24 protein-coding genes are annotated in these 26,629 nt (G+C 70.3%); 20 read left to right on the top strand and 4 right to left on the bottom strand.

The window, feature by feature from the left end; translation table 11 throughout:
- Positions 1–100: 100 nt before the first annotated feature.
- Positions 101–1,315: a PucR family transcriptional regulator gene (locus ABTX18_RS02985; RefSeq protein ID WP_352120956.1), complete on the bottom strand. Its 1,215-nt coding sequence runs from the start codon at positions 1,313–1,315 to the stop codon at positions 101–103.
- 932 nt (positions 1,316–2,247) lie between these two features.
- Here ABTX18_RS02985 and ABTX18_RS02980 point away from each other — a divergent pair.
- The 17 genes from ABTX18_RS02980 to ABTX18_RS02900 all read left to right on the top strand — a co-directional run bounded on the left by ABTX18_RS02980 (position 2,248) and on the right by ABTX18_RS02900 (position 19,249).
- Positions 2,248–2,880, top strand: coding sequence for a hypothetical protein (locus ABTX18_RS02980; RefSeq protein ID WP_352120955.1), 633 nt, complete (start codon positions 2,248–2,250; stop codon positions 2,878–2,880).
- Between the two features lie 123 nt (positions 2,881–3,003).
- A complete protein-coding gene (locus ABTX18_RS02975) occupies positions 3,004–4,518 on the top strand; it encodes a DUF6801 domain-containing protein (protein WP_352120954.1) in 1,515 nt (504 codons plus the stop codon).
- 79 nt (positions 4,519–4,597) lie between these two features.
- Positions 4,598–5,551 carry a hypothetical protein gene (locus ABTX18_RS02970; RefSeq protein WP_352120953.1) on the top strand — a complete coding sequence of 318 codons (954 nt, stop codon included), beginning with the start codon at positions 4,598–4,600 and terminating at the stop codon, positions 5,549–5,551.
- Positions 5,552–5,918: 367 nt separating this feature from the next.
- Positions 5,919–6,914 carry an ABC transporter ATP-binding protein gene (locus ABTX18_RS02965; protein WP_136324787.1) on the top strand — a complete coding sequence of 332 codons (996 nt, stop codon included), beginning with the start codon at positions 5,919–5,921 and terminating at the stop codon, positions 6,912–6,914.
- Complete coding sequence (locus ABTX18_RS02960; RefSeq protein ID WP_352120952.1) at positions 6,911–7,759, top strand: MlaE family ABC transporter permease; 849 nt, start codon at positions 6,911–6,913, stop codon at positions 7,757–7,759. Before ABTX18_RS02965 ends, ABTX18_RS02960 begins: the two co-directional genes overlap by 4 nt.
- 3 nt (positions 7,760–7,762) lie before the next feature.
- Positions 7,763–8,566, top strand: coding sequence for an MlaE family ABC transporter permease (locus tag ABTX18_RS02955; protein WP_352120951.1), 804 nt, complete (start codon positions 7,763–7,765; stop codon positions 8,564–8,566).
- Positions 8,566–9,879 (top strand): MCE family protein, encoded by a 1,314-nt coding sequence (locus ABTX18_RS02950; RefSeq protein WP_352121156.1) that lies wholly within the window; start codon positions 8,566–8,568, stop codon positions 9,877–9,879. Before ABTX18_RS02955 ends, ABTX18_RS02950 begins: the two co-directional genes overlap by 1 nt.
- The gene (locus ABTX18_RS02945) at positions 9,876–10,907 is read left to right on the top strand and encodes an MCE family protein (RefSeq protein WP_352120950.1); all 1,032 of its coding nucleotides are present in this window, start codon (positions 9,876–9,878) and stop codon (positions 10,905–10,907) included. The genes ABTX18_RS02950 and ABTX18_RS02945 overlap by 4 nt, the downstream gene beginning before the upstream one ends.
- Positions 10,904–11,923 (top strand): MCE family protein, encoded by a 1,020-nt coding sequence (locus ABTX18_RS02940; protein ID WP_352120949.1) that lies wholly within the window; start codon positions 10,904–10,906, stop codon positions 11,921–11,923. Before ABTX18_RS02945 ends, ABTX18_RS02940 begins: the two co-directional genes overlap by 4 nt.
- A 1-nt stretch (position 11,924) precedes the next feature.
- The gene (locus tag ABTX18_RS02935; protein ID WP_352120948.1) at positions 11,925–13,055 is read left to right on the top strand and encodes an MCE family protein; all 1,131 of its coding nucleotides are present in this window, start codon (positions 11,925–11,927) and stop codon (positions 13,053–13,055) included.
- A complete protein-coding gene (locus ABTX18_RS02930; protein WP_352120947.1) occupies positions 13,052–14,209 on the top strand; it encodes an MCE family protein in 1,158 nt (385 codons plus the stop codon). The genes ABTX18_RS02935 and ABTX18_RS02930 overlap by 4 nt, the downstream gene beginning before the upstream one ends.
- The gene (locus ABTX18_RS02925; RefSeq protein WP_352120946.1) at positions 14,206–15,468 is read left to right on the top strand and encodes an MCE family protein; all 1,263 of its coding nucleotides are present in this window, start codon (positions 14,206–14,208) and stop codon (positions 15,466–15,468) included. Before ABTX18_RS02930 ends, ABTX18_RS02925 begins: the two co-directional genes overlap by 4 nt.
- Positions 15,465–15,986, top strand: a complete 522-nt coding sequence (locus ABTX18_RS02920; RefSeq protein ID WP_352120945.1) for a hypothetical protein — start codon at positions 15,465–15,467, stop codon at positions 15,984–15,986. The genes ABTX18_RS02925 and ABTX18_RS02920 overlap by 4 nt, the downstream gene beginning before the upstream one ends.
- On the top strand, positions 15,983–16,618 hold the full coding sequence (locus ABTX18_RS02915; RefSeq protein ID WP_352120944.1) for a flagellar basal body-associated FliL family protein: 636 nt from the start codon (positions 15,983–15,985) through the stop codon (positions 16,616–16,618). Before ABTX18_RS02920 ends, ABTX18_RS02915 begins: the two co-directional genes overlap by 4 nt.
- A gap of 62 nt (positions 16,619–16,680) precedes the next feature.
- Positions 16,681–17,211, top strand: a complete 531-nt coding sequence (locus ABTX18_RS02910; protein ID WP_352120943.1) for an Rv1363c family protein — start codon at positions 16,681–16,683, stop codon at positions 17,209–17,211.
- A gap of 39 nt (positions 17,212–17,250) precedes the next feature.
- Positions 17,251–17,946 (top strand): hypothetical protein, encoded by a 696-nt coding sequence (locus tag ABTX18_RS02905; protein ID WP_352120942.1) that lies wholly within the window; start codon positions 17,251–17,253, stop codon positions 17,944–17,946.
- Positions 17,947–17,968: 22 nt separating this feature from the next.
- On the top strand, positions 17,969–19,249 hold the full coding sequence (locus tag ABTX18_RS02900) for a lytic murein transglycosylase (RefSeq protein ID WP_352120941.1): 1,281 nt from the start codon (positions 17,969–17,971) through the stop codon (positions 19,247–19,249).
- Between the two features lie 19 nt (positions 19,250–19,268).
- On the opposite strand, the gene ABTX18_RS02895 is transcribed toward ABTX18_RS02900, so the two are convergent.
- Positions 19,269–20,333: an ATP-dependent DNA ligase gene (locus ABTX18_RS02895; protein WP_352120940.1), complete on the bottom strand. Its 1,065-nt coding sequence runs from the start codon at positions 20,331–20,333 to the stop codon at positions 19,269–19,271.
- A 97-nt stretch (positions 20,334–20,430) separates the two neighbouring features.
- Here ABTX18_RS02895 and ligD point away from each other — a divergent pair, with 97 nt between their 5' ends.
- The 3 genes from ligD (at position 20,431) to ABTX18_RS02880 (ending at position 23,417) form a co-directional block, all read left to right on the top strand.
- Positions 20,431–21,441, top strand: coding sequence for a non-homologous end-joining DNA ligase (gene ligD, locus ABTX18_RS02890; RefSeq protein ID WP_352121155.1), 1,011 nt, complete (start codon positions 20,431–20,433; stop codon positions 21,439–21,441).
- The gene (locus ABTX18_RS02885; RefSeq protein ID WP_352120939.1) at positions 21,438–22,616 is read left to right on the top strand and encodes an ABC transporter permease; all 1,179 of its coding nucleotides are present in this window, start codon (positions 21,438–21,440) and stop codon (positions 22,614–22,616) included. Before ligD ends, ABTX18_RS02885 begins: the two co-directional genes overlap by 4 nt.
- Positions 22,617–22,682: 66 nt before the next feature.
- Positions 22,683–23,417: an ABC transporter ATP-binding protein gene (locus tag ABTX18_RS02880; RefSeq protein WP_352120938.1), complete on the top strand. Its 735-nt coding sequence runs from the start codon at positions 22,683–22,685 to the stop codon at positions 23,415–23,417.
- A 61-nt stretch (positions 23,418–23,478) separates the two neighbouring features.
- Here ABTX18_RS02880 and ABTX18_RS02875 read toward each other — a convergent pair whose 3' ends face one another.
- On the bottom strand, positions 23,479–25,686 hold the full coding sequence (locus tag ABTX18_RS02875) for a DEAD/DEAH box helicase (RefSeq protein WP_352120937.1): 2,208 nt from the start codon (positions 25,684–25,686) through the stop codon (positions 23,479–23,481).
- A gap of 113 nt (positions 25,687–25,799) precedes the next feature.
- Positions 25,800–26,585, bottom strand: a complete 786-nt coding sequence (locus ABTX18_RS02870; protein ID WP_352120936.1) for an IclR family transcriptional regulator — start codon at positions 26,583–26,585, stop codon at positions 25,800–25,802.
- Positions 26,586–26,629 lie beyond the last annotated feature (44 nt).

Here is a 26,629-nt window from a genome sequence, read left to right as displayed (position 1 = left end):
GTCGGTAAGTTGACCCGTCGTGACGTACGTGCTCCGGCCCCGCGTCGCTTCCGCCCCCCATCAGGGCGACGGTGCGCGGATCACGCGGCCGGAGCGCCGTTCAACGAGACGCGTCCTCGCTGCGGGCCCGCAGTTGGAGCGCACGCAGGACCGCCTCGGTCGAGAACCGGCTTTCCGGGTTGACGAGTTGGTCACCGAATATGGTCTCCAGGTTGCGCATGCGGTAGCGGACGGTCTGCGGATGCACATCGAGGAGAGCTCCCATGTGCGCGGCGGTGCCACGGGTGTCGAGCCAGATGCGCAGCGTTTCGACCAGCCTGTCGCGCCGGGCCGCGCTGATGCCGGCGACGGGCGCGAGCTCGCGCGCGGCCAGTTGGTCGAGCAGGGCGGGGTCGGACAGCAGCCAGAGGGTGACCAGATGGTCCTCGCACAGCACGACCGGGGCGTCGTCGATGACTCCGCTGTCGACGAGTTCCAGGACGCGGCGTGCCCAGCGGAGGGAATCCGAGGCCTGCGCCGTCGGTACGGTGGGGCCGATCGCCGTGCGGGTGCCGATGAGCGCCCGGTCGAGCATCTGTCTGCGAGCCTCGTCGAGTGGCCCCGGGATGAGTAAGTGCGGCTGCGGACTGCTGAGATCCACGAGCAGGTCGCGGTCCGCCTCGACCCGGTCGAGACCGGCGGGCGTCCGGGCCGCGACCAGCGTCACCCGCTCGGGCAGTGCCCAGCCGGTCTGCTCGCAGAGCTCGGCGATGGCCGTGCGCGGCACCGGGCGCCCGGCGAGGATCAGATGGAGCAGCCGGCGGCGCACGGCCTCGCTCTGTTCGCCCGACTGCGACTGGGCCTCGAGGAAACCCTCGCGCGAGAGCGACTCCAGCTCGTCGACGTAGCCGAACAGCGCGTCGGCGAAGCTGAGCATCAGGGCGGGGGAGAAGTTGTAGCTCCGGCCGACCTTCTTCGCTCTGCGCAACGCCACCCGTGCGCCGAGGCGGTACGCCCCCTGCAGCGCCTCCATGCTCCGGCCCTCGTAGGCCTCGAACCGGCCGAAGCGGCGGCACATGTCGTCGCGCAGCGTCGTGGACGTCGTGGGCTCGGCGACCAGGTCGACGAACGAGGAGAGGCTCTGTTCCACGCCGACCCGCAGGGCCTGTCCGTTGGGTCCGTCGAGCAGGCGCGCGTACTCCGGGTACGCCCGGGTCACCTCGACGCCTATCTCCTTGATGAGGCTGGGCAGTTCGGGCCGCATAATGGCGGCGAATTCCTGGGGGAGCGGTCCCAGTGGGTCGCCGGCGTCGGACGGATGAATGAGATGCGGCATGGCTGTCCCCTTGCTCTCCGGCGCCCGGTGGGGGGTGAGGCAGTGGGGGAAAGCGCTCCCACGAACCGACAGGTGCGTACCAAAGTCCGCGATGAAGATAGACCAACGCGACGGCTGTGGGCACCACTTGAACAAGATCAAAATGCAGGGGCCACACATCATGGGCGCGTTGTGGTGCTTCCGTGCAGGTGGGACGCGAATGCTCACTTCAGGACAATGTTTTTCGGACAATTGCTCTTCTCCCGACAATGAAGTAACCCTGGGTAACGGTGGGCATGGGGGAACTCGGGTCGATTCGTCGTCGAATGTTCCGGGGCCCGAAGCCCGGGTGTCCTCGGCGCCCGGACACCGGGACCGTGGCGGCGCGGTGGCCCATTTCGTCCGGCATTCCCGGGCGCACGCCGTTTTCCGGCCTCCCGGCGTTCGGTGGCGGTCATCGGAGTCGGGTATTCCGGCGTTCTCGGGGCGCTTGTGCGGGGTCGACGCGGAATCTCACCGACAGTTACCACGAAGCCTGGCCGACTCCCGTCCCCGGAGGAAGCCGCCGGGCGATTGCCGGCGTCCGGGCGGACCGGGGCACCGGGCGGCCGCGTGTCCGCGGGGAATGGTGGCGGCGCGGCTGTATGCGCCGGGACGGGTGAGGGGGCCGCGAGCTTCGGGTATGGCCGGGAAAGTGCGCAGTAAGTGCTAAGCCGGGTGAGCGAATTAGTGACCGGCGGACGAGGAAAAAGTCTCTTACGGAGAATCTTGACGAGCAGGATTGTGCTGGAAGTTTCCCGCAAGTAACGTCACGGCCTGTCACAGAACGTGTGTGGCTGATCATGCACGGCCCCCACGCAACACGGTTCATCGCCGCACTCCCTGCGTCTGTGCAGGATCCCGGGTGCGTCCCCGCAGCAGTGCACCCGCACTGTCGAATCGGAGGAACTACTGTGCGCAATTCCCTCAGAAAGCTCGCTGTCGCGGTCGGTGCCGGCGCCGCCGCCGTCGTCCTCGCCGCCCCCGCCGCCACCGCCGGCGCGACGGCACTGTGGACCGTCGGTCCCAACTCACCCGAGACGTTCTCGGGTTCGGCCACGAACGCGGTGCTGACCCTCAACAGCATCCCGATGACATGTTCGTCCTCCGCCGCGAGCGGTGTGCTGACATCGGCGAGCGGCACCACGAACGTCCAGCTGGGCACCATCGCCCCACTGACGTTCTCCGGCTGCACCAGTGCGTTCGGCGTCGTGACGCCGACCACGGACACCTCGACGCCGTGGCGCCTGGTGGCCAACACCTACAGTGCGGGCGTCACCAGCGGCTACATCGACGGCGTCAAGGCCACCATCAAGGTGCTCACCTGCACCTTCTCGGTGACGGGCCGAGTCGCGGCCACGTACACCAACTCCACCGGCAAGCTGGCGGTCAGCAACAACGCCACCTACAAGCTCACGGTCTCGGCGGTCAGCGCGAGCGGCTGCACCGGCATCGCGAAGGTCGGCGACGTCCCGACCTTCACCGCCTCCTACGCGGCGGTCACACCGGCCGGCGGAACGGTCAAGCCGACCATCGTCTACAGCTGATCCGGCCCCGCGCGACCCGTGGGTGAGAACGGGATCGCACGGCGGGTCACCCGCCGTGCGGTCCGCAGCCGGTCCGCAGCCCAGTCCGCAGTCCGGTCCGCTCGAAGGGAGAAACCGTAAGTGATGCGCATCCGGTCGGTGGGAGTCCGGCGTCGTGCCACGGCGCGCAGCGCCGTCGTGGCGACCGCGGTACTGCTGGGTGGCATGCTGCCCGGCGCCCAGGCGATGGCCGGGGATCAGGAGATCGACGCCGACCTCGTCTACACCTGCGACTTCCCTTCGGGCAGGCAACCGGTGAAGGTCGGGGTCACCGCGACCGTTCCGGACGCGGCGAAGCCCGGCGAGATGATCCAGCCCACCGCGGTCGTGACCGAGGTGACCCTGCCGGAAGCCGCTCTGAAGGACCTGGTCGCCGCCGGTGCGACGGTGCTGAGCGCCGAGACGCGGCTCACCACGCAGGTTGCCCAGAAGGACCACCGGGCCGAGAGCGAGTGGATCGGTAACACCGAGGAAGCGGTCCCGATTCCCGGGTCCGGCGACCTCACGCTGACCGCGTCCGGCGGCGTTCCCTTCGTACGGCCCCTGGCGTCGGGCGATCTGGCGTTCACGGCCGCCGGTCTCTCGGGCGTGCTCACGCCCCGGAAAGCCGACGGGACACCCCTCGAACCGCCCACCACGCCTCTCGCCTGCACACCGGACGCGGGGCAGGAGACGACGATGGGCACGGTACGGATCGCGGGGGAGGAGCCGGCGTCCGCCGAACCGGAGCCCACCTGGTCCGCCGTGGACGACGACAACAAGACCGAACCGGCCGACCCGGCGGCTCCGGAGGTCGGCGCCGACAAGCGGAAGGCCGCGCCGGCCGACAGGGCCGGCGTGCCCCCCTGCGTGGGTGATCCGAACGACGGGCTCAACATGGTCGCCTACGTCACCGGCTACGCGAACGTGGCGAAGCTTCACAGCGCGACCAAGTTCCCCGTGGGCTGCGGACAGATCACGCAGGGACCCACGGTGCCGGACTTCTCCCAGCCCGGTTTCCTCCACATCTACCAGGACTCCGCCGTGGTGCTGGATTACCAGGGGAAGCCGCAGCTCCCACCGGCCGAGGGCACGTTCCTCACGTTCGGCTTCATGCCGACCACGGCGGTTCTGGAGATGACACAGATACCGCCGAAGACCGGTGCGGACGGCGTCCCGGTGCCGAACATCAAGTCCGACATCGCCATCGACCTGTCGGACGGCTCCAGCAAGAACATCACGATCATCACGCTGGACCTCACCCTGCGGCTGCACGATGTCGAGGTCAACGGCGTACCGCTGGACGTCGGGGACTCGTGCCGCACGAGCAAGCCGTTCACCCTCACCCTGGAGGGCCGGATGACGCGGACCGCGGAGGGTGTCATCGACGGGTACACGCTGGTCGGCGGCGGCGCGTTGACGGGAGGGGTGACCATCCCCCCGTTCAGCGGATGCGGCAGCGCCGGTGATGATCTCGACAGCCTCTTCACCGCGTCGATCTCCGGCGTGCCCAATTACGTCAAGCAGGTCCAGGGCGCTCCGTGCGCGACCGTGAGCGCCGACCCCACGTACTGCACACCGGACGGGCAGCCGGTCGACATACCCGAGGCGCAACGCTGAACCACGACGGTTCGGCGGGAAGTCCGCACCTCGCACCGAGTTCCGCAATCCACAGTGGCGCAATCGAATCGAGGAACACATGAGACCTGTCCCGAAGAGCTGGCGAAACGGTCTTTTCGCGGCCGCGGCCGCTGCCGCACTGGTCGTGCCCGTGGCCGCCTCGCCCGCCGGCGCCGCAACGGCGGCAACCCAGCTCAACGGCGGCTGGGCGCCGTTCACCCGCTGTCCGGTGGACAACCCCGCCATGCTGGCCACGGACGGCGAGAACGAGATCGCGCTGTGCGTGACCTCGACGTCCCCGAACGGCACGATCAAGCTCGGCAACACCACGGCGACGACCGGGGCGACCAACCTCCAGTTCGGTGTCATCCAGCACCCGGCCGAGGGGACGTACACCGTGGTCCCGCCGGCCGGCGGCTCCATCATCAGCGGCGCCACCACCATCCCGGGCGGGCTGCTCGGCCTGATGTGCCCGAGCAACATCCCGGTCGTTTCCGGCATCTGCCGGCAGATCACCGACGCCTCGCTGAACAAGGTGACGGCGACGGTGGAGTCGGCGGGCACGCCCACCGACTTCGACCTGGTGGCGGGGCTCAGCTCCGGACCGATCGTCTCGCTGCCGGTCCGCATCCACCTGCAGAACCCCTTCCTCGGATCCAACTGCTACCTAGGCTCGACGAGCAACCCGATCGTCCTGCACCCCGGCAACCTGAGTGCGCCGACGCTCGGCGTGACCCTGTTCGATCCCGACGGGGCGACGAACCCGGACGGATCACTGATCCAGATCGCTCTGACGGGCGCCGGCCAGGGTGACAGTACCTTCGCCGTGCCGAAGTCCAGTGGCTGCGGCCTGGGCGGCATCCTCAACGGCGTGCTCGACCTGAAGACCGGACTGCCCGCCGCTTCCGGGAAGAACAACCTCGTGCTGAACAACGCCTCGACGTACACCGCCGGTCTCAGCGCGCCCGGGCTTGTCGTGCCGGATGCCGGGAAGATCCTCTCGCAGAACTGGCACGCCGGAGTGACGCAGTAGTCGCTCCTCCTGTGGGCGGGCGGGCGGGGCACTTTGTCACTCCGTGCGTATTCGCTTCCCGCCCGCTTTCAGGACCGCCCCGCTCAGGTGACCCCTGACCGGGGCGGGTCGCGGCCAGGGCCCCTTTCCGTACGCGGATCGCTTGCGCACGTTCCGACAAAGTCGTTCCCCGGATTTGTCACTCGGTGACAAGTGATCCACGCCGAGTGCCCCGTTCGTCGATTTCCGCTGTTCAACGGCTTGTCCTGGCGGTTTCGGCGGACATAACGTGCGCCTCCTGGTGCATGTGTGACGAGCCGCCATTGGATTTCTCAGAGTCGGAGCGCTGACAGATGACTTCGTTCACCGATACGTCGAGGGAGGGCCGATGGGAATCGAAGTAGTCGTGGAAGGCCTGACGAAATCCTTCGGCAAGCAGAACATCTGGCAGGACGTCAGCCTCACCCTGCCCGCCGGTGAAGTGAGCGTGATGCTCGGTCCTTCCGGCACCGGAAAGACCGTCTTCCTCAAATCCATCATCGGCCTGCTCAAGCCCGAGCAGGGACGCGTGCTCATCAACGGCGTCGACATGGTGAACAGCCCCGAGCGGAAGATCATGGAGACCCGGAAACTGTTCGGGCTCATGTTCCAGGACGGTGCGCTCTTCGGGTCGATGTCCCTCTTCGACAACATCGCCTTCCCGCTGCGTGAGCACACCCGCAAGAGGGAATCGGAAATCCGCCGGATCGTCATGGAGCGGATCGACATCGTCGGTCTTCTCGGGGCCGAGGACAAACTGCCCGGTGAGATATCCGGCGGCATGCGCAAGCGGGCGGGCCTCGCCCGCGCACTCGTCCTGGACCCGCAGATCATCCTCTGCGACGAGCCCGACTCCGGACTCGACCCGGTCCGCACCGCGTTCATCTCACAGCTGCTGATCGACCTCAACGCCCAGATCGACGCGACGATGCTGATCGTCACCCACAACCTCGACATCGCCTCCACCGTCCCGGACAACATGGGCATGCTGTTCTGCCGCAACCTCGTCACCTTCGGGCCGCGCGAGGTGCTGCTGACCAGCGACCTGCCCGTCGTCTCCCAGTTCCTCGCCGGGCGTCGCGAAGGGCCCATCGGCATGTCGGAGGAGAAGGACGCGGCCACTCTCGCCGCCGAACAGCTCAATGGGTACGGACAGGGCATCAGTTCGGCGAACGCCCCGCGCACCGTCGTGCCCCAGCTGGAGCCCTCGCCCGGCCTGCCCGTGCGGCAGGGCGCCCTGCGCCGCCGCGAGCGGGTCATGGCGATGATGGGACAGCTGCCGGAGGCCGCCCGTACCGCCATCCTGAACAGCTACAGCCCCGCCGCGGGCGGTGGGCGCCCATGACCGCCCCCATGCCCGTGCGTCCTCCCGGGCCGCCGGCGGACCGGGAGGCGGAGAAGGCGCCCGGGGAGCGACGGCCGGCACGGCTGCTCGCCCCGCTGCGCGAGACCGGGAAGCTGTTCACCCTCGCCGGGACCGTGTGCCGCGAGACCTTCCGCAGGCCCTTCCAGGTACGGGAGTTCATCGAGCAGTTCTGGTTCGTCGCCAGCGTCACCATCCTGCCCGCCGCCCTCGTCTCCATCCCGTTCGGCGCGGTCATCGCCCTCCAGGTCGGCTCCCTCACCCAACAGCTCGGCGCCCAGTCCTTCACCGGCGGCGCCAGCGTCCTCGCTGTCATCCAGCAGGCCAGCCCGCTCATCGTGGCGCTGCTGGTCTCCGGGGCGGCCGGTTCGGCGATCTGCGCCGACCTCGGATCACGCAAGATCCGTGAGGAGCTCGACGCGATGGAGGTCATGGGCGTCTCGCCCGTCCAGCGCCTCGTCGTCCCGCGGGTCCTGGCCACCATGCTGGTGGCGGTCCTGCTCAACGGCCTCGTCTCCGTCGTCGGCACGATGGGCGGCTACTTCTTCAACGTGATCATGCAGCACGGCACCCCCGGGGCCTACCTCTCCAGCTTCTCCGCCCTGGCCCAGCTGCCCGATCTGTACATCAGCGAGATCAAGGCCCTGATCTTCGGTTTCATCGCCGGCATCGTCGCCGCCTACCGCGGTCTGAACCCGCGCGGCGGGCCGAAAGGGGTCGGGGACGCGGTCAACCAGTCCGTCGTCATCACCTTCATGCTGCTGTTCTTCGTGAACATGGTCCTCACGGCGATCTATCTGCAGATCGTCCCCGCGAAGGGGAGCTGACCGATGTCGATGCTCAGCTGGCTCGACCGGTCCGGAGACCAACTCACCTTCTATGTACGGGCGCTGGTCTGGATCCCCCGGACCCTGCGCCGCTACCTCAAGGAGGTGCAGCGCCTGCTCGCCGAAGTCGCCTTCGGCAGCGGTGGGCTCGGGGTCGTCGGCGGCACCATCGGTGTCATGATCGCGATGACGCTCGCCACCGGCACCGTCGTCGGCCTCCAGGGTTACGCGGCCCTCAACCAGATCGGCACCGCGGCCTTCACCGGGTTCGTCTCCGCCTACTTCAACACCCGCGAGATCGCCCCGCTCGTCGCCGGACTCGCCCTCTCCGCGACCGTCGGCGCGGGCTTCACCGCCCAGCTCGGCGCCATGCGGATCAACGAGGAGATCGACGGCCTGGAGTCCATGGGCGTGCGGTCCATGCCCTACCTCGTCACCACCCGCATCATCGCCGGCGTCGTCGCGATCGTCCCGCTGTACGCGATCGGGCTGCTCTCCTCGTACCTCGCCTCCCGTTACGTCACCGTCCTGTTCAACGGACAGTCGGCGGGCACCTACGACCACTACTTCAATCTCTTCCTCTCCCCGCAGGACGTCCTGCTGTCGGTGCTCAAAGTGCTGATCTTCAGCGTGATGGTGATCCTCGCGCACTGCTACTACGGCTTCCACGCCACCGGCGGCCCCGCCGGGGTGGGCGTGGCGGTCGGCCGGTCGGTGCGCAACGCCATCGTGCTGATCAGCGTCACCGACTTCTTCCTCTCCCTCGCGATCTGGGGCGCCACGACGACCGTGAAGGTGGCCGGATGATGAAGAACCGGACCTCACGGACGGCCGGCCGCAGGGCCGCCGGAGTCGCCTTCCTGCTGGTGCCCGCCCTCCTCATATGGGTGTCGGTCGCCGTGTACGAGAAGGAGTTCAGCGACGACGCGACCGTGACCGTACGCACCGGAAGCGTCGGCAACGAGATGCACGACAACGCCGATGTGAAGCTACGAGGAGTCGTCATCGGACACGTCCGCGACATCGCGGCCGACGGCGAGGGCGCCCGGCTGACCCTCGCGATCGAGCCCGGCCGGCTCGAACGGATTCCGGCCGACGTGACCGCCCAGATGCTGCCCACCACCCTGTTCGGCGAACGGTTCGTGGCTCTCGTGCCGTCGGCCGTCCCCTCCGCGCAGACGCTGCGGGCCGGAGCCGTCATCCCGCAGGACCGCTCCAGCAACGCCATCGAACTTCAAGAGGTGCTCGACAACGTCCTGCCGCTGCTGACCGCGGTGAAGCCCGAGAAGCTCTCCGCCACCCTCAACGCGGTATCCCAGGCACTCCAGGGGCGCGGCGAGAAGCTCGGCGACACCCTCGTCACGCTCGACGCCCACCTCCAGAAGTTCAACCCCCAGCTCCCCACGCTCAACGCCGACATCAAGGAACTCGTCAAGGTGAGCAGGGTGTACGCGGACGCGGCGCCCGATGTCCTGGACGCCCTCACCGACCTCACCACCACCAGCGGCACCATCGCCGAACAGCAGGCGGAACTCGCCGACCTCTACGGCTCCACCACCGCCACCGCCCGGGACGTCACCTCCTTCCTCAGGGAGAACAAGGACAACCTGATCCGGCTCTCCGCCACCGGCAGGCCGACGCTGGAGCTCCTGGCGAAGTACTCCGCCGAATTCCCCTGCACCCTGCGGACCATGGCCGGCTTCGTCCCGGCGATGGACAAGGCGCTGGGCAAGGGAACGGACCGGCCCGGCCTGCACGTCACGCTCAAGTCCGTGAAGTCCCGGGGGAAGTACGTGCCCGGCGCGGACACCCCCGTGTACGACGCCACCGGCGGCCCGCACTGCTACTCCGTGCCGTACGTCGGGACGGCCGTGCCCACCGCCGCCGGGCGGGCGGCCGGCTCGCCCGCCCCCGGCGGCGCGGCCAACGCCCGGGAGCGGACCGTCACCGTGCCGGCGGCCCAGGACGCCGCACTCGGCATGCCCAACTCCCCGCAGGAGAGCCGGCTCGTCAACGAGCTGGTCGCTCCCTCACTGAAGGTCCAGCCGCAGACCCTGCCCGACTGGAGCAGCGTGCTCATCGGTCCGGCCTTCCGCGGTGCGGAGGTGAAACTCAAGTGAAGCGCCGCTCCCTCGCGGGACCGCTCGCGAAATCGATCGTCTTCATCCTGGTGACCGTCCTGGCCACCACCGTCCTCGGTCTGTCCATCGCCAACACCGGGGTCGGCGACACCACGACGTACAAGGCCAGGTTCGCGGACGCCACCGGGCTGATCGTCGGTGACAGCGTCCGGATCGCCGGGGTCAAGGTCGGGCAGGTCGAGTCCATCGAGGTCGCCGACAGACGGGTCGCCGAGGTCGGCTTCGCCGTCCGCAAGGGACGGAAGCTGCCCGCTTCGGTGACCGCTTCGATCAAGTACCTCAACATGGTCGGCCAGCGGTACATCGACCTCGACCAGGGGGCGGGCCCGGTCGGCACGAGCTTCCCCGCCGGAGAGACCATTCCGCTCGCCCGCACCACACCGGCGCTCGACCTGACCCAGCTCTTCAACGGCTTCCAGCCGCTCTTCGAAGGGCTGTCGCCTCCGGACGTCAACCAGCTCGCGGGCTCCATCGTCCAGGTGCTCCAGGGCGAGGGCGGCACCGTCGACAGCATCCTCCAGCACGTCGGCTCCCTGACCAGCACGGTCGCGGCCAAGGACAAGGTGATCGGCGAGGTGGTCAAGAACCTCAACACGGTGCTGAAGACCGTGAACGACCGGGAAGCCGGCTTCGACGATCTGGTCGACACGCTCCAGAAGCTCGTCACGGGCTTCTCCGGCGACCGCAAACCGCTCGGACAGGCCGTCAAGGCCATGGGCGCGCTCACCACGGTCACCGCCGACCTGCTCCAGGACGGCCGTAAGCCCCTCAAGGACGACATCAGGCAACTGGGGCGTCTGTCCGGTCAGCTCGACCAGGGCGCCCCGCAGATCGAGAACTTCCTGAAGAGGACCCCGGCCAAGATGGAGGCGATCAGCCGCCTCGCCTCGTACGGCTCCTGGCTCAACCTGTACCTCTGCGAGGCCAAGGTCCGCGGTGTGACCACCGAGGACGGCAGCGCGCCGCCCACCGGGATCACGATCACCCAGCCGAGGTGCCTGGCATGAGCATCAGACCCCTGCGGGACCGCAGTCCCGTCGCCATCGGCATCGTCGGACTCCTCGTCCTGGCCCTCGTCGGGTTCGGCGCCTACCGCGCCGACTCGCTGCCCTTCATCGGCGGCGGCACCACCTACACCGCCGACTTCACCGAATCGGCGGGCCTCGCGGAGGGCGACGAGGTGCGGATCGCCGGCGTCAAGGTCGGCGAGGTCACCGGCGTCTCGCTCGACGGCGCCAAGGTCAAGGTGAGCTTCCGGGTCAAGGACGCCTGGATCGGCGACTCCTCCACCGTCGGCATCGCCATCAAGACACTCCTCGGCGAGAAGTACCTCGCCGTCGACCCGCTCGGCACCGGCCCCCAGGACCCGGAGCTGCGTATCACCGCGAGCCGCACGACGTCCCCGTACGACGTCACGCAGGCGTTCAACGGCCTGGGCGAGACCATCGGGGAGATCGACACCGAGCAGCTCGCCAAGAGCTTCGAGACGATCTCCGCCACCTTCAAGGACTCACCACCCGACGTGAAGAGCGCCGCCGACGGGCTCTCCGCCCTCTCCCTGACGGTCTCCAAGCGCGACGCCCAGCTGGCCACCCTGCTCAAGGGCAGCAAACAGCTCACGAAAACCCTCGCCGGCAAGAAGAGCAGCTTCGAAACCCTGCTGGAGGACGGCAATCTGCTCCTCGGCGAGATCCAGGCCCGTCGCGACTCCATCCATCTGCTGCTCACCGGCACCCGGAACCTGGGAACCCAGCTCACCGGCCTGGTCGCGGACAACAACAAGCAGTTGAAGCCCACCCTGGACTCGCTCGGCCGGGTCACCGCCGTCCTGGTCAAGAACCGCAAGAGCCTCGACAAGGTGCTGTCGCTCGCCGGGTCCTACAACCGGCTCGTCGGCAACACCCTGGGCAGCGGCCGCTGGTTCGACAACTACGTCTGCGGGGTCGTCCCCAAGAACTACCTGCCCGCCGGCACGCCTCCGGCGACCGGATGCATGCCACCCAAGCAGCAAGGCGGCCGCTGACATGAGACTCACGCGCATCGTCGGCATCGGCGCCGGACTCGCCGTCGTGGCCGTGGCGGCCACCACCGGGGTGATGGCCATGGACGAGGAGGGAACCACGACCGTCACCGCCTACTTCGACCAGGCCACCGGGGTCTACGCCGGATCGGACCTGCGGGTCCTCGGAGTGAAGGTCGGCAGGGTCGAATCGGTGCAGCCGAAGGGGAAGGAGGTCAAGGTCGTCCTCCGCGTCGACAAGGGCGTCAAGGTGCCCGAGGACGCACACGCCGTGGTCGTCGCCCCCAGCCTGGTCGCCGACCGGTACGTCCAGCTCGCCCCCGCCTACAGCGGAGGACCGGTGCTGGACGACGAAGCCGAGCTGCCGGCCGCGAACAACGCGACCCCCGTCGAGGTCGACCAGCTCTACGCCTCCATCACGGAACTCTCCACCGCGCTCGGCCCCGACGGCGCCAACGCCAACGGCGCGCTGGCGAAGCTGCTGGACACCGGCGCCAAGAACCTCGACGGCAACGGAAAGGCCATCGGGGACTCCATCGAACAGTTCGGCAAGGCGACGAAAACCCTCGACAAGAGCAGCGGGAACCTCTTCGACACGCTGTCCTACCTGCAGACGTTCACCACGATGCTGAAGGACAACGACGGCAACGTCCGCGTCGCCGAACAACAGCTCAACTCGGTCACCGGATTCCTCGCCGACGACAAGAAGAACCTCAGCGCGGCACTGAAGGAACTGGGCACGGCCCTCGGCCAGGTCAAGACCTTCATCCAGAAGAACCGCGGTGCCCTGAAGGCCAACGTGGACGCCCTCGTGCCGATCACCCAGACGCTGGTCGACCAGCGGGCCTCGCTCGCCGAGTCCATGGACACGCTGCCGCTCGCCGCGGGCAACGTGCTCAACGCCTACGACCCGTTGAACCGCACGCTCAACGGCCGTACCAACCTCAACGAACTCTCCATGGGGGGACCGCTCACCGACGAGCCGGCCGGCCTGGCCGGACTCTCACCGGTGGGCGCCACCCGGCAGAAGGCCCTGCCCGCACTGCCGCTGCCCGCCGTCGGCACCGTCTACGGCACGCCCGAGAAGTCCGCCACGCAGAAGTCCGCCACGCAGAAGGAGGGGGCGACGCGATGAGCAGCGCGCTGCACAGACCCGGCGCCCGCGTGACCGGCGTCGCCGCCGTGCTCGCCGTGGGCGTCGGCCTGGCCCTGGTCGCCACCACGGTCGACCTGCCGGCATTCACCGGCATCGACCAGGTGGCCCTGCCCGGCGGCGCTGACCTGGGCGATCACCCGTACGAGATCACCGCCGAGTTCGCGGACGTACTGAGCCTCGCCCCGCAGTCCTCGGTCAAGGTCAACGACGTGGCCGTCGGCCGCGTCACCAAGATCTCCCTGGCCTCCGGCAGCTGGAACGCCAAGGTCACCATGCGGGTCAACGGAGGGATCAGACTGCCCGCGAACGCCTACGCACACCTGGAGCAGTCCAGCCTCCTCGGCGAGAAGTACATCCAGCTCTCCCCGCCCGCCACCGGCACCGCCACCGGAGCCCTCGCCGACGGCGCCCGCATCCCGCTGACCAGGACCAACCGGAACCCGGAGGTCGAGGAGGTGTTCGGGGCCCTGTCGATGCTCCTCAACGGCGGCGGCATCAACCAGCTCAAGACCATCACCACCGAACTCAACAAGGCACTCGCCGGGCAGGAACCCCAGGTCCGCTCCATGCTCAAGCGCGTCAACACCCTCGTGACCGATCTCGACGGCCACAAGGAGGACATCACCGATGCCCTCGACGGGGTCAACCGGCTCTCCGCCACCCTCGCCACCCGCAAACACGACGTCGGCACCGTCCTCACCGGGCTCAGCCCCGGCATGAAGGTCCTGGAGAAGCAGCGCGGCTCGCTCATGACGATGCTGAGCTCCCTCGACACGCTCTCCACCGTCGCCGTCGACACGGTCAAAAAGAGCAAGGCCGACATGGTCGCCGACCTCAAGGCACTCGCCCCCACCCTCCAGGCCCTCGCCGACTCCGGCCAGGACCTGCCCGACTCCCTCCAGGTGCTGCTCACCTACCCGTTCACGGACGAGGTGCTGCGCGGCGTGAAGGGCGACTACCTCAACGTCTACCTGGATGTGACGGCCCTGCCCGGCACCCAGATCATTCCGCCGCTCGACCCGGCCGGCAGCACACCCCCGGCGGCCTCGGGCAACACGGCCAAGAAGTCCGGCGCGGCCCTGCCGCTGCCCCTTCCCCCGGTCACCCCCACGACGAAGGGGAGCAACCGATGATCACCCCGGCCATCCGGCTCAAGAACCTCGCCTTCCTGATCATCGCCGTACTCGTCCTCGGCTATCTGGGAGTCCGCTACGCCGACCTCGGCCACTACATCGGCATGCGCGGCTACTACACCGTCAAGGTCCAGCTCCCGCGGACCGGCGGCCTGTTCACCCACTCCAACGTCACCTACCGGGGCGTCTCCGTCGGCAGGGTCGGCCCCATCGAGCTCACCGACGACGGGGTGGAAGCCGAACTGCGCATCGAGAAGGACGCCCCGCGCATCCCCGACGGGCTGAAAGCAGTCGTCGCCAACCTCTCGTCGGTCGGGGAGCAGTACGTCGATCTGCGGCCGACCCGCTCCGAAGGCCCGTACCTGGCGAACGGCTCCGTCATCGACCAGGCCGACACCACCGTTCCGGCGCCCGTCACCGATGTGCTCACCGGCGTCGACGACCTCGCCCGCTCCGTCGACCTGGAATCGCTGCGCACCGTCGTCGACGAGTTCGGCACCGCCTTCGAGGGCCGGGGCGACGACCTCCAGGTGCTGCTGGACACCGGCAGCGACTTCGTCCGGGCGGCCGACGACGCACTGCCCGTCAACACCCGGCTGATGATCGACGGCGAGACCGTGCTGCGTACCCAGGCCGAACAGGGCGACGCGCTCAAGGGGTTCGCCTCGGGGGCGAAGGAACTCGCCGCCGAGCTCAAGGGCTCCGACACCGATCTGCGCGAGCTCATCGCGGCGGCTCCCGACGCGACCAGCCAGATCAGCGGACTGCTGCGGGACGTCGACCCGAGCCTCGGCGTGGTCGTCGCCAACCTCCTCACCACTTCGGACGTGGCCGTCACCCGGCAGCGCGGACTGGAGGAACTGCTGGTGAAACTCCCCGCCGTCGTGGCAGCGGGCTCCAGCGCGGTCGACGAGGACGGTGCCAGGTTCGGCATGTCGGTCACGTTCTTCGAGCCGCTGCCCTGCACCGCCGGCTACGGCGGCACGACCTACCGCAACGGCCTCGACGTCACCGCCGGGCCCGCCCTCAACACCAAGGCCCGCTGCACCTCGTCACCCGGAACCGGCATCAACGTCCGCGGCAGCGCGAACGCCCCGAAGGGCGGGGCCCTGGGCCCGCCGGCCAAGCCCGGCTCGATGCTCCTGTCCGACGACACGCAGGCCCGGCTCCCGGGCGCGCTCGGCGTCCGCCCGGATTCCGCCCCGGCCGCCGGGGGCATGGCCGGCCTGCTGGGCCTCGGTCAGGGAGGCGGCGCATGACATCCCGTACCAAGACCCTGGGCGGCTGGGCCGTCCTGCTCGCCGCCGTACTGATCTGCGCACTGGGCGGCTGGTCGTACGCGCAGGCGCGCGGCGACGACGACCTGGCGTACGCCAAGAGCAGGGACACCGCCCTGGCAGCGGGGAAGCTGCACCTCGCCCGGCTCAACAGCCTGGACGCAAAGAGCGGCACGACCGTGGAGGCCGGGCTCGGGACGTGGCTCGACTCCTCGACCGGGCCGCTCCACGAGCAGCTGGCGCGCACCCGGTCCAAGGACGCGGACGAACTGACGAAGTCCGGCACCACCGCGCGCGGAAAGGTCACCGACGCGGCGCTCACCGCACTCGACGAGCGGACCGGCACCGCGGAGATGATCGCGACCGTCGATGTCGAGGTCACCCCGCGCACCGGAAAGGGCGGCACCGAACGCAAACGCTTCGAGGCCACCCTCGGCCGGACCGCCGACGGCTGGAAGGTCAAGGCGCTCACGGCGATCGCGGTCGGGAGCGGCACATGAAGCGGCAGACAGGGGCGACGGTCATGGCCACCGGCACGGATCCGGAGGGCGCCATCGCGGCGGACGTGGGGGACGGTGCGGACAGCACGGCGGACGCCGGGCCCGGCGAGGACGAGCAGGCGCCCGGCGCGGGCCGCCGGCTGCTCCGGGTGGCGGCCGGAGTCCTGGTCGTGGCACTGCTCCTGGCCGGCGGCGGACTCTTCGCGGCGGGGCGTCAGCTGCGCGATACCCCCGCCACCTCCAACAAGGCGCTGACCGACAGCCGGGCGACGACCCGGGTCGCGGGCGATGTCACCAACGCGCTCGGCAAGGTGTTCTCGTACAGCCCCGAGGCCACCGGCGTCACCAAGGAGTCGGCGAAGCAACTCCTCGCCGGCAAGGCACTCCAGAGTTACGCCGCGTTGTTCGGCCAGGTCGAGAAGCAGGCCGCCGACCAGAAGCTCACGCTCACCACCCATGTCGTACGGGCCGGGGTGACACGGCTCACCGACGACAGCGCCCACCTGCTCGTCTTCCTGGACCAGGTCTACGAACGCAAGGGGAAGGCCGCCAGCAGGGCCGCCGCCCAGCTCTCGGTCACCGCCCGACTGCGCGACGGGCGCTGGACGATCGTCGAGATCAACTCGAGATAGCGCCGCGACGGCAGCGCGCGGAGCAGCCCACAGCACGGATCAGCCGGCAGGGAGAGGCAACGATGGCACGGGTAGGGATGACGAGGAACCCGCTGGTGGCGGCAGCGATCGTGCTGACCGTCGCGGCGGCCGGAGCCGCGGGGTGGGGCGGAGTCTCCTGGTACCAGGCGGAGCACGACGACGCGGCCGCGTACGCCCAGGTCCGCGACGACGCGCTGGCCGCCGGCGAGCAGGCCGTGCAGAACATGAACACGCTCGATCACGAGCAGCTCGACAAGGGGCTCGACAGCTGGGAGGACTCCACCACCGGGGACCTGCACCAGCAACTCGTCGACGGGCGGGACGGGTTCGTGAAACAGATCAGGGAGGCGAAGACCGTCAGCACGGCCAAGGTGCTGTCCGGCGCGGTCACCGAGCTCGACGACCGGGCCGGCAAGGCGGGCGTGATGGTGGCGCTGCGGGTGACCGTGACCGCGCCCAAGGGCAAACCGGCGGTGAAGGAGAGCCGGATGCTGGGCCAGCTCACCCGCACCCCCGAGGGATGGAAGCTCAGCGCCCTCGGCCAGGCGCCCGTAGGCAACACCGCCGGCTGACGTCACCGGCTCCCACCCCGCACCGAGAGGACCCCGGACATGTCGACGACCCGTCACCTCGTCAACCGCCAGCGCCGCCTGGCCACCGTCGCGGCCGAACGGAGTGCCGCGCCCGCCCCCGTACGCGAACCCGCTGCGGAGGACCGGCAGGAAGCGCCCCGGCAGAAGAAGGAACACAAGAAGGCGGAGGAGGCGGAGCCGCACTCCGGCCGGCCGCCCCGCCTCCGCATCAGGCTGCCCGCCGTGCTGTGCGCCGCGACCGTGCTCCTCGGCGCCTTCGCCGCCTGGGCGTTCACCTCCGCCGGCACCCTGAACGACGATCCGAGCCGGCAGAACACCGCCCTCACCGACATCAGCCGCACCAGCGAGGTGAAGGGACAGATCACCGAGGCCGTCGGCGCCGTGTTCTCGTACAACTACGCCTCGCCGGCCAAGGCCGACACCGCGGTGAAGAAGTTCCTGACGGGCAGGGCCGTCCAGCAGCACGAGGACATGCTCGCCGAGGTACGGGCGCAGGCGCCGAAGCAGAAGCTCGTCCTCACCACGACCGTCACCGAGAGCGGTGTGGAGCTGCTGAACGGCGACCGGGCCCGGCTGATCATCTTCGCCGACCAGAGCAACACCCGTACGGGGAAGGCGGAGGAGACCACGTACGCGGCCGCCATGTTCGCCGTGGACGCGGTGCGCCGGGGCGGCACCTGGCGGATCTCCGCCATCGACACGTTCACCCGGTGACCCGGGGGAGAGGAGAGCACGCATGAGGTTCAAGGGCACCATGCGCCGCGGAATCGGGGGCACCGCAGCCGCCGTCGCCGCGATGGCAGCGCTCACCGCGTCCCAGGCGCCGGGACTCGTCGCGCACGACGAGCCGCGGAAACAGAAGACGGAGACGGAGTCGGACGAGGTCACGTGGTCGAAGGTCGCCAACGACGACTCGTACCACACCGAACTCCCGCCCCTGAAGACCCCCGAACCGCCGAAGCCCGGCGTCAAGCGGAACAAGGCCACGGTCCAGTCGTGGGCCGAGGCGGGCATCCCGTCCACGGTGCTCGCCGCCTACCGCAGGGCGGAGGGCACACTCCGGCACAGTGACCCGGGCTGCCGGCTGCCGTGGCAGTTGCTCGCGGCGATCGGCAAGGTCGAGTCCGGCCACGCGAGCGGCGGCCGGGTGGACGCCGGCGGCACGACGCTCTCCCCGATCCTGGGACCGGTGCTCAACGGCGCCGGTTTCGCCAACATCCCCGACACGGACGGCGGCGGATACGACGGGGACAAGACCTACGACCGGGCGGTCGGTCCCATGCAGTTCATCCCGTCGACCTGGGCGCACTGGGCGCGGGACGGCAACGGCGACGGCCGCAGCGACCCGAACAACGTCTACGACGCGTCCCTGGCGGCCGGGGCCTATCTCTGCGCGGGCACCCGCGATCTGTCGGTGCGCGCCGGCCTCGACCGGGCGATCCTGAGCTACAACCACTCGGACACCTACCTGCGCACCGTGCTGTCCTGGCTGGCGTTCTACCGCAACGGCATCCATGTGGTGCCCGACGGCAAGGGCACGGTGCCGACGAGCCCCGGCGCCGGCGGCCCGGGCGAACCAGAGCACCGCGTGGGCGGCGCGGGCGCGGCCGGTGACGGTGCGGGAGGCGGCAGTGGCGGCGGCATCGAGGTCGGTCCGCAGCCCGGCCGCTCCCCGCGTCCGACAACACCGGGAAGCGTGAACCCGGGCACTATTCCCTCGCCGGGCGACACGGAGTCCCCGGACCCCGGCGAACCCACGGACCTCGGCACACCCGATCCCACCGACACGGGTTCCGCGAGCCCCGACCCGACGACGACCCCCGACCCGAGCACCACCCCGGACCCCGGCACCACCCCCGACCCCAGTGTCACGCCGCCGGACCCGGGCGAGCCCGGCTGCCCGACGGACCCCGCCTCTCCGGACCCGTCTCAGACCCCGGAGGCCACGCCGTCACCCGACCCCACGGAGACCGAGGAGCCCTGCTCGACGGCCTCGGTGCCGCCGCCCGCCGGCTGATCCCCGGCGGGCGCCTTCGTCAGACGTCCGCCGACAGCACCTCGGCCAGGTCGTACCGCACCACCTCTTCCAGCTGCGCGTACGTGCAGCTTTCGGGGGTGCGGTCCGGCCGCCACCTGCGGAACTGGGTGGTGTGCCGGAAGCGTTCTCCCTCCATGTGGTCGTACGCGACCTCGCAGACCCGCTCCGGACGCACCGCGACCCAGGACATGTCCTTCTTCCCCGCCCAGCGGCTCGGCGCACCGGGCAGCCGGGACTCCTCGTGCGCCTCGGCGTCGGCCCAGGAACCCCATGGATGACCGGCGACATCGGTCACCAGGGGCTCGAGTTCGGTGACCAGCTCGGCTCGGCGCTTCATCGGGAAGGCCGCGCACACACCGACGTGCTGGAGGCCGCCCCGGTCGTCGTACAGCCCGAGCAGCAGCGAGCCGACGACCGGACCGCTCTTGTGGAAGCGGTAGCCCGCCACCACGCAGTCGGCGGTGCGCTCGTGCTTGATCTTGTACATAGAGCGGGTGTCCGGCCGGTACGGGAGATCGATCGGCTTGGCGACGACCCCGTCCAGACCCGCCCCCTCGTACTGTTCGAACCACTCCCGCGCCACCGCCGGATCGGTGGTGGCCGGAGCGAGATGGACCGGGGCCGAGGCGTCGGCGAGCGCGGCCTCCAGCACCGTCCGGCGGTCCGCCTGCCGGGTGTCCATGAGTGATTCGTCGCCCAGGGCGAGGAGGTCAAAGGCCACCAGGCTCGCCGGGGTGCGCTCGGCCAGCAGACGCACCCGGGAGTCGGCGGGGTGGATGCGCTCGCTGAGCCGGCCGAAGTCGAGCCGCCCGTCGAACGCGATCACGATCTCGCCGTCGACGACGCAGCGCGGCGGCAGATTCTCCCGGACCGCGGTGACCAGCTCGGGGAAGTAGCGGGTCAGAGGCTTGCCGGTGCGGCTGCCGATGACCACGTCGTCACCGTCCCGGTGCACGATCGCCCGGAAGCCGTCCCACTTCGCCTCGTACTGCATCCCGGCCGGGATCTGTTTCACGGACTTCGCGAGCATCGGCTTCACGGGCGGCATCACCGGCAGGTCCATGCCCCGATTGTGGACCGTACGGCGACCGGAGTCCTCCGATATGCGGCATATGTGTGCCCCGCCTACCGTGGCCGACATGGCAGCAGCGGTCAAAGCGGTGGAGCTGGAAGCGGCGGGACGGGCGGTAAGACTGTCCAATCCGGACAAGATCTACTTCCCGGAGAAGGGGTACACGAAGAGGGACGTGGCCGAGTACTTCCTGGCCGTGGGCCCCGGAATCCTGCGTGCCCTGCGCAACCGGCCCACGACGCTCCAACGGTTCGTGGACGGGGTCGAGGGCGAGTTCTTCTATCAGAAACGCGCCCCGAAGAACCTCCCCGAATGGATCCCCACCGCCGAGATCGCCTTCCCGAGCGGCCGGTCCGCCCGCGAGATGTGCCCCACCGAGGTGGCCGCCGTCCTGTGGGCCGCCAACCTCGGCACGCTCACCTTCCACCCCTGGCCGGTCCGCGGCGGAGACACCGACCACCCCGACGAACTGCGCATCGACCTCGACCCCCAGCCCGGCACCGACTACGCCGACGCGGTCCGGGCGGCCCTCGAACTGCGCTCCGTCCTGGACGAGCACGGCGTGCGCGGCTGGCCCAAGACCTCCGGCGGGCGCGGCATCCACGTCTTCGTGCCCATCGAGCCGCGCTGGACGTTCACCGAGGTCCGGCGGGCGGCCATCGCGGTGGGGCGCGAGCTGGAGAGCCGGATGCCCGACCGCGTGACCACCGCCTGGTGGAAGGAGGAGCGCGGCGAGCGCATCTTCGTCGACTACAACCAGACGGCCCGGGACCGCACGATCGCCTCCGCCTATTCGGTGCGGCCCTTCCCGCACGCCCCGGTGTCGGCCCCGCTGCGCTGGGACGAGATCGAGGACGCCGAACCCCGCGACTTCGACATCCGGACCATGCCGGCGCGGTACGCGGAACAGGGCGACGTGCACGCCGACATGGACCAGGAGGCCTTCCGGCTCGACGCGCTGCTGGAGCTCGCCGACCGGCATGCGAGCGACGGCGGCCCAGGCGACCTGCCCTACCCGCCGGAGTACCCGAAGATGCCGGGCGAACCGAAGCGCGTGCAGCCGAGCCGTGCCCGCCACGACGAGGACGGTGACACATGAGCGCGCCGGGCGGCGGGCCGGACGAGGCGCACCACGGCGGGCCCGGCGAGGCGCCTCACGGCGGGCCGGACGAGGCGCACCACGGCGGGCCCGGCGAGGCGCCTCACGGCGGGCCGGACGCGGCGCACCACGGGGCGCACGGCAGGCCGCTGACCCGGCGGGAGAAATGGGAGGGCTTCAAGGAGTCGCCCTACTTTCCGGCGCTGGTCCTGGTGTTCATCCTCGCGGGAGCCGCCGGGCTCTTCGCCGGTTCGTACACGTACGCGATGGCCAACCCCACCCCTCACCGGATTCCGGCCGCCGTGGTGAGTCCGCCGGAGACGGCACGTGGCAAGGAGTTCGTCGCCGCGATGGACAAGGCGCTGGACGCCTCCCTCGACCTCCATGTGTACAGGACCCCCGCCGCGGCGCGCGAGGCGATGGAGGAACAGGAGGTCTTCGCCATCGTGCGGTCCGGCAGCCGTGGGGTGTCACTCGATGTGGCCAGTGCCTCGGGCGCCGCCGTCGCCCAGCTCCTCGCCGAATCGGCGCTGAAGGTGGGGGACACGCTCGGTATCCCGGTCACCGTCGCGGACGTCAAACCGCTGCAGAAGGGCGACCCGCGCGGGCTCGCGCTCTTCTACATCTCCCTGGCTGCCGTGATCATCGGCTTCGTGGGCGCCATCCAGCTGAGTGTGCACGCCAGGAGCCTGAACCCGCTGGAACGGATCTGGTTCACGGTTCTCTACTCGCTGCTGGGTGCCTTCGCCATCGCCGCGGTGGTGGACTGGTGGCTGGGCGCGGTCGATCTGCCGTTCGCGGAGTCCTGGCTGATCCTGGCGTTCACGATGTTCACCTCGGGCATGGTCTTCACCATGTTCAACACCCTGATGCGGCGCTGGGCCATGCTCCCGACCTGGGGGCTGATGGTGATCGTGGGGAACCCGTCCTCCGGCGGAGCCGTGTCCTGGCCACTGCTGCCGTCGCTGCTGGGGCACATCGGACGCTGGCTGCCGCCGGGCGCCTCCGTCAACGCCCAGCACACCGCCGTCTACTACCAGGGCCATCAGAAGCTGCTTCCCTTCCTCGTGCTCGCCGCCTGGTCCCTGGTCTCCTGCACGGTGTTCTGGGTGTGGCGCCACCGGCACCCGGGAGGCCGCGACCGCATGCCCGGGCATGCGGCCGCGACCGCCTGAAGCAATTGCCCGGACGCGCGTCCTTGCACATACTTGGCCGGACCGATTCCGTACGGGGGACACTTCATGACAGAGAGCATCAGCGCACACGCCGGCACGGCCTTCGCAGCGGGCAGCGACCGGGAACCCATGGTGCGGGTGGAGAACCTGCATCGTTCCTACGGCACAGGGGCCGCTGCCGTCCACGCACTGCGCGGCGTCTCCTTCGAGGTGGGGCGCGGTGAGCTGGTCGCACTCAAGGGCAGGTCGGGCTCCGGCAAGACGACACTCCTCAACCTGGTCGGCGGGTTCGACTCCCCCGACGAGGGCCGCGTCACCGTGGGCGGTACCGCTCTGGCGGACCTCGGTGAGGAAGGCCTGCTGGAGCTGCGCCGCGACCGGATCGGCTTCATCTTCCAGTCCTTCGGGCTGATCCCGATCCTGACGGCCGCCGAGAACGTCGGGGTGCCGATGCGGCTGCGCAGAACCGATCCGAAGGAGCGCGACGAGCGGGTCGAGCTGCTCCTCGCGCTGGTGGGGCTCGCCGCACACGCGGAGCAGCGCCCCGGTGAGCTCTCCGGCGGCCAGCAGCAACGTGTCGCCATCGCCCGCGCACTCGCCAACCGGCCCGCCCTGCTGATCGCCGACGAACCGACGGGCCAGCTGGACGCGGAGACCGGGCTGGCGGTGATGGAGCTGCTGCGAGCCGTGGTGCGGGCCGAGGGCGTGACGGCGCTGGTCGCCACGCACGACGCGCAGCTGCTGGGCCTGGCCGACCGGGTGCTCGAACTCAACGACGGCCATATCGTCGAGCACGTCTGACCCACGGACGGAGTACCGCTGGAGTCGTCTTCGACGGACTGCCGGTGACCCCCACGCGGAACTACGGCTGTGGCACGACGGCCGCGTCCGTCACAGCGGCCAGACGCTGCTGCTCCTCCTCGACGATGCGGCGGGCCAGCGAACCGTCCGACACGTCCACGGCGTCCGGCGTCGTCTCGGCGACGTCGCTGCGCCGTGCGTACGCGTCGAACAGCCGCTCCTTGCGGGCCAGGATGTCGAGCATCCGCTGGTCGACGCTGTCCGTCGCGAGGAGCCGGTGCACCTGGACCGTGCGTATCTGGCCCATCCGGTGCGCGCGGGCGACGGCCTGGTGCTCCATCGTGGGCTTGATCTGAGGCTCGCAGAGGATGACGACCGACGCGGCCTGCATGTTCAGACCGATCCCGCCCGCCTGGATCTGGCTGAGCAGCACCGCGTGGCCGTCCGCCGCGGCGAAGCCGTCGATCAGCTCCTGCCGCCGCGCGGCCGGGACGCTCCCCGACAGGGGGCCGGACACCTCTCCCTCCAGGGACTGCCGGACGGTTTCCAGTACCTCGCGGAAGTAGGAGAAGACGACGACCTTCAGGCCGTTGCCCGCGGCCTCCGCGACGAGTTCGCGCAGCCGGTTCAGTTTCGCGGAGGTGGCCGGGTGGGCGTACGCGGCCCGGCGCATCCGCATGAAGTGCCCGGCTGCCACGGCCTCGCGGTAGGCCCGCTGGTCCGCCTCGCTGAACTCCTCCCACTCGTCGACCTGCACGAGGGCGGGCAGTTCGGTGAGTACGTCCTGCTGGTTGCGGCGCAGATAGGCGGGGGCGACGGCCCGGCGGAAGGCGTGCGAACCGGCGACGCCGTGCGTGGTGTTGACGGAGGGAGCCAGTTCGGGCCGGAGCTGGCGGACGAGGCTGCGGAACTCCTCCACCCGGTTCTCCATCGGGGTGCCGGTCAGGAAGAGGACGTGCTCGGTCCCTTCCGACCAGCCGGACACCGCGCGGGCGCGACGGGTGGCCGGATTCTTGACGTAGTGGGCCTCGTCGACGACGAGCATGCCGGGCCGCACCCCGCTGTCGCCCGCAGGGGGGAGGGTGTGCAGCGCGTCGAACGTGGTCAGGGCGACCCCGCCGTGGTCGCGCCACTCGCCGAACGCGTCGTGCCGCTGCGGACCGTGCACCGGCAGGGCCCGCAGCGTGGAGCGGGCGCGGATCTCCCGCGTCCAGTTGATCAGAACGCTCGCGGGGCACACCACCAGGAAGTGCGTCTCCCCGCGCGCCGCGAGATGGGCCAGCGCGGCGATGGCCTGCACGGTCTTGCCGAGCCCCATCTCGTCGCCGAGGATCACCCGCTTCTGCGCGAGCGCGAAGCGTGCGCCGAAGGACTGGTAGCCGCGCAACGAGACCCGCAGCCGGGCGTCGTCCAGCCGCAGCCCGCGGACCCGGTCCGCGATCCCGGACGGCAGGAACCCCTCGGCCGCGTCCCGGTCGGGGCCGGTGCCGGACATCTCGGCCAGCAGGCTGTAGTACTCCGCGGACCGCAGCTCGAAGTCGACCCAGGCCGCGACGTCGGACTCCGCCTCCCGCAGCAGGTCGACCGACACCTGATTGAAGAGCAACGGGAGTTCGCGCTCCACCGCGTCGGCCACGGCCGAGCGCACCGAGGCCACCGCCTCCAGCACCCGCGCCCGGACCTGCCGCCGGGTGAAGACCATCCGCAGCCGGCCCCGCGCGGGTCCGGCGGCAGCCAGCAGCGGCTCCAGACGGCCGGCCAGCCGCCGGGCCCCGTCCACCGCCCGGCGCACGTCCGGGCCGGCCTCGACCAGCCGGTACAACGCGGTGACCAGGGCGGTCGTGGCATCGTCGGGGGTGTCCACGTCTATCCGCAGGGCGACGGTGTCCCGCACCGCGTGCGCGATCTGGCCCGCCGCGGCCAGGGTGTGGTCGGCCGTCTGCGCGCCGACGCCGGGAATCTGGCGGAGCTCGTAACGGCCCGCCCCGTACACCTGCGCCACCGTCGTGAAACCGGCCTGCTCCACCGCCCCGAGGCGCAGCCGGCCCTCGGTGACGTCCTTGAGCCGGGACACCGGGATGGCCGCGAGCTCCTCGCGGACGAGGGCGTCGAGGAGCGGATCCAGGGCCGTGCGCACGGCGCCGATCGCACGGGTGTGGTCCGCCAACACGCCACGCGCGGCTTCCAGCAGCCCGTCGGCCCGCGCCAGGAGCTCCCGGGCGGCCCGCCCGGTCGGCGCCCCGCCCTCCGTGGACCCGGCCTCAGTCATGTCGTACCTTCTGTCCCCGCCGCCTTGCCGCCTTGCCGCCGCGCCCGCCCGTCGTCCGGCCGGAGCGACTCATATCGTCCCATGCGTGACTGACAGCGAGGGCCGGTGAGGGCTCATGGCGCGGGCGGCGGCCGGCGCTCCGCCGGTGACAGCAGCAGCACCTCCAGCGCGCGGGCGCAGGAACGCGCCTGCGCCAGGAACCAGTCGACGCGTGCCTCGGTGATCACGGACGGGGTCGCCCGTACCGCCAGGGCGAAACGGGCATAGCCGGCGCCGTCCAGCACGGGGACCGCCAGGGTTCGCACTCCATGGGCCGACTCGCCGTCGTTGACGGCATAGGTGTCGGACCGTACGCGGGCCAGCTCCGCCTCCAGGGCCGCCGGTTCGACGATCGTCCGGTCGGTGAACGCGGGCAGCGGCGGCAGCGAGGACGGACCGCCCTCGCCCGGCCCCGCCCAGGCCAGCAGGACCTTGCCGAGCGCCGTGGAGTGCAGCGGCCGGCGCAGCCCCACCTTGGGAGTCACCGAACCGCCGGCGACGATCACCGCGTGCGGTCCGCTGCGCAGCGCCAGGTCGGCGGTGGCGCCCGTGCGCTCGGCGAGATCGGCCAGCTCGGGGGCGGCCAGATGGAGACCGCGCTGGTGATAGGAGAGCCGGCCCAGTTCGGTCACGGCGGGCCCCAGCCGGTAACGGGACGTCCGGGCGTCCTGCTCCAGGAACCCGGCACCGAGAAGGGTGCGCGCCAGACGGTGGGCGGTGGAGACCGAGAGCGTGAGACGGCGGGCCAGATCGGAGGCGCTCAGATCGGGGCCGTTGTCATGGAAACAGTGCAGGACGTCCAGGGCGCGCTGTACCGCCTGCGCCCCGCCGGGAGCGCGCACTGCGGCGGTCTCGGTCATGGGGTTTCACTCTCCGCTCGTGGGGTGCGGGGTTCGACGTTGCC

This window comes from Streptomyces sp. NPDC096323 (assembly GCF_040302845.1).
Taxonomy (GTDB): domain Bacteria; phylum Actinomycetota; class Actinomycetes; order Streptomycetales; family Streptomycetaceae; genus Streptomyces.
The sequence above is the reverse complement of the archived record's forward strand: the minus strand, read 5'-3'. Positions and strand labels throughout refer to the sequence as shown.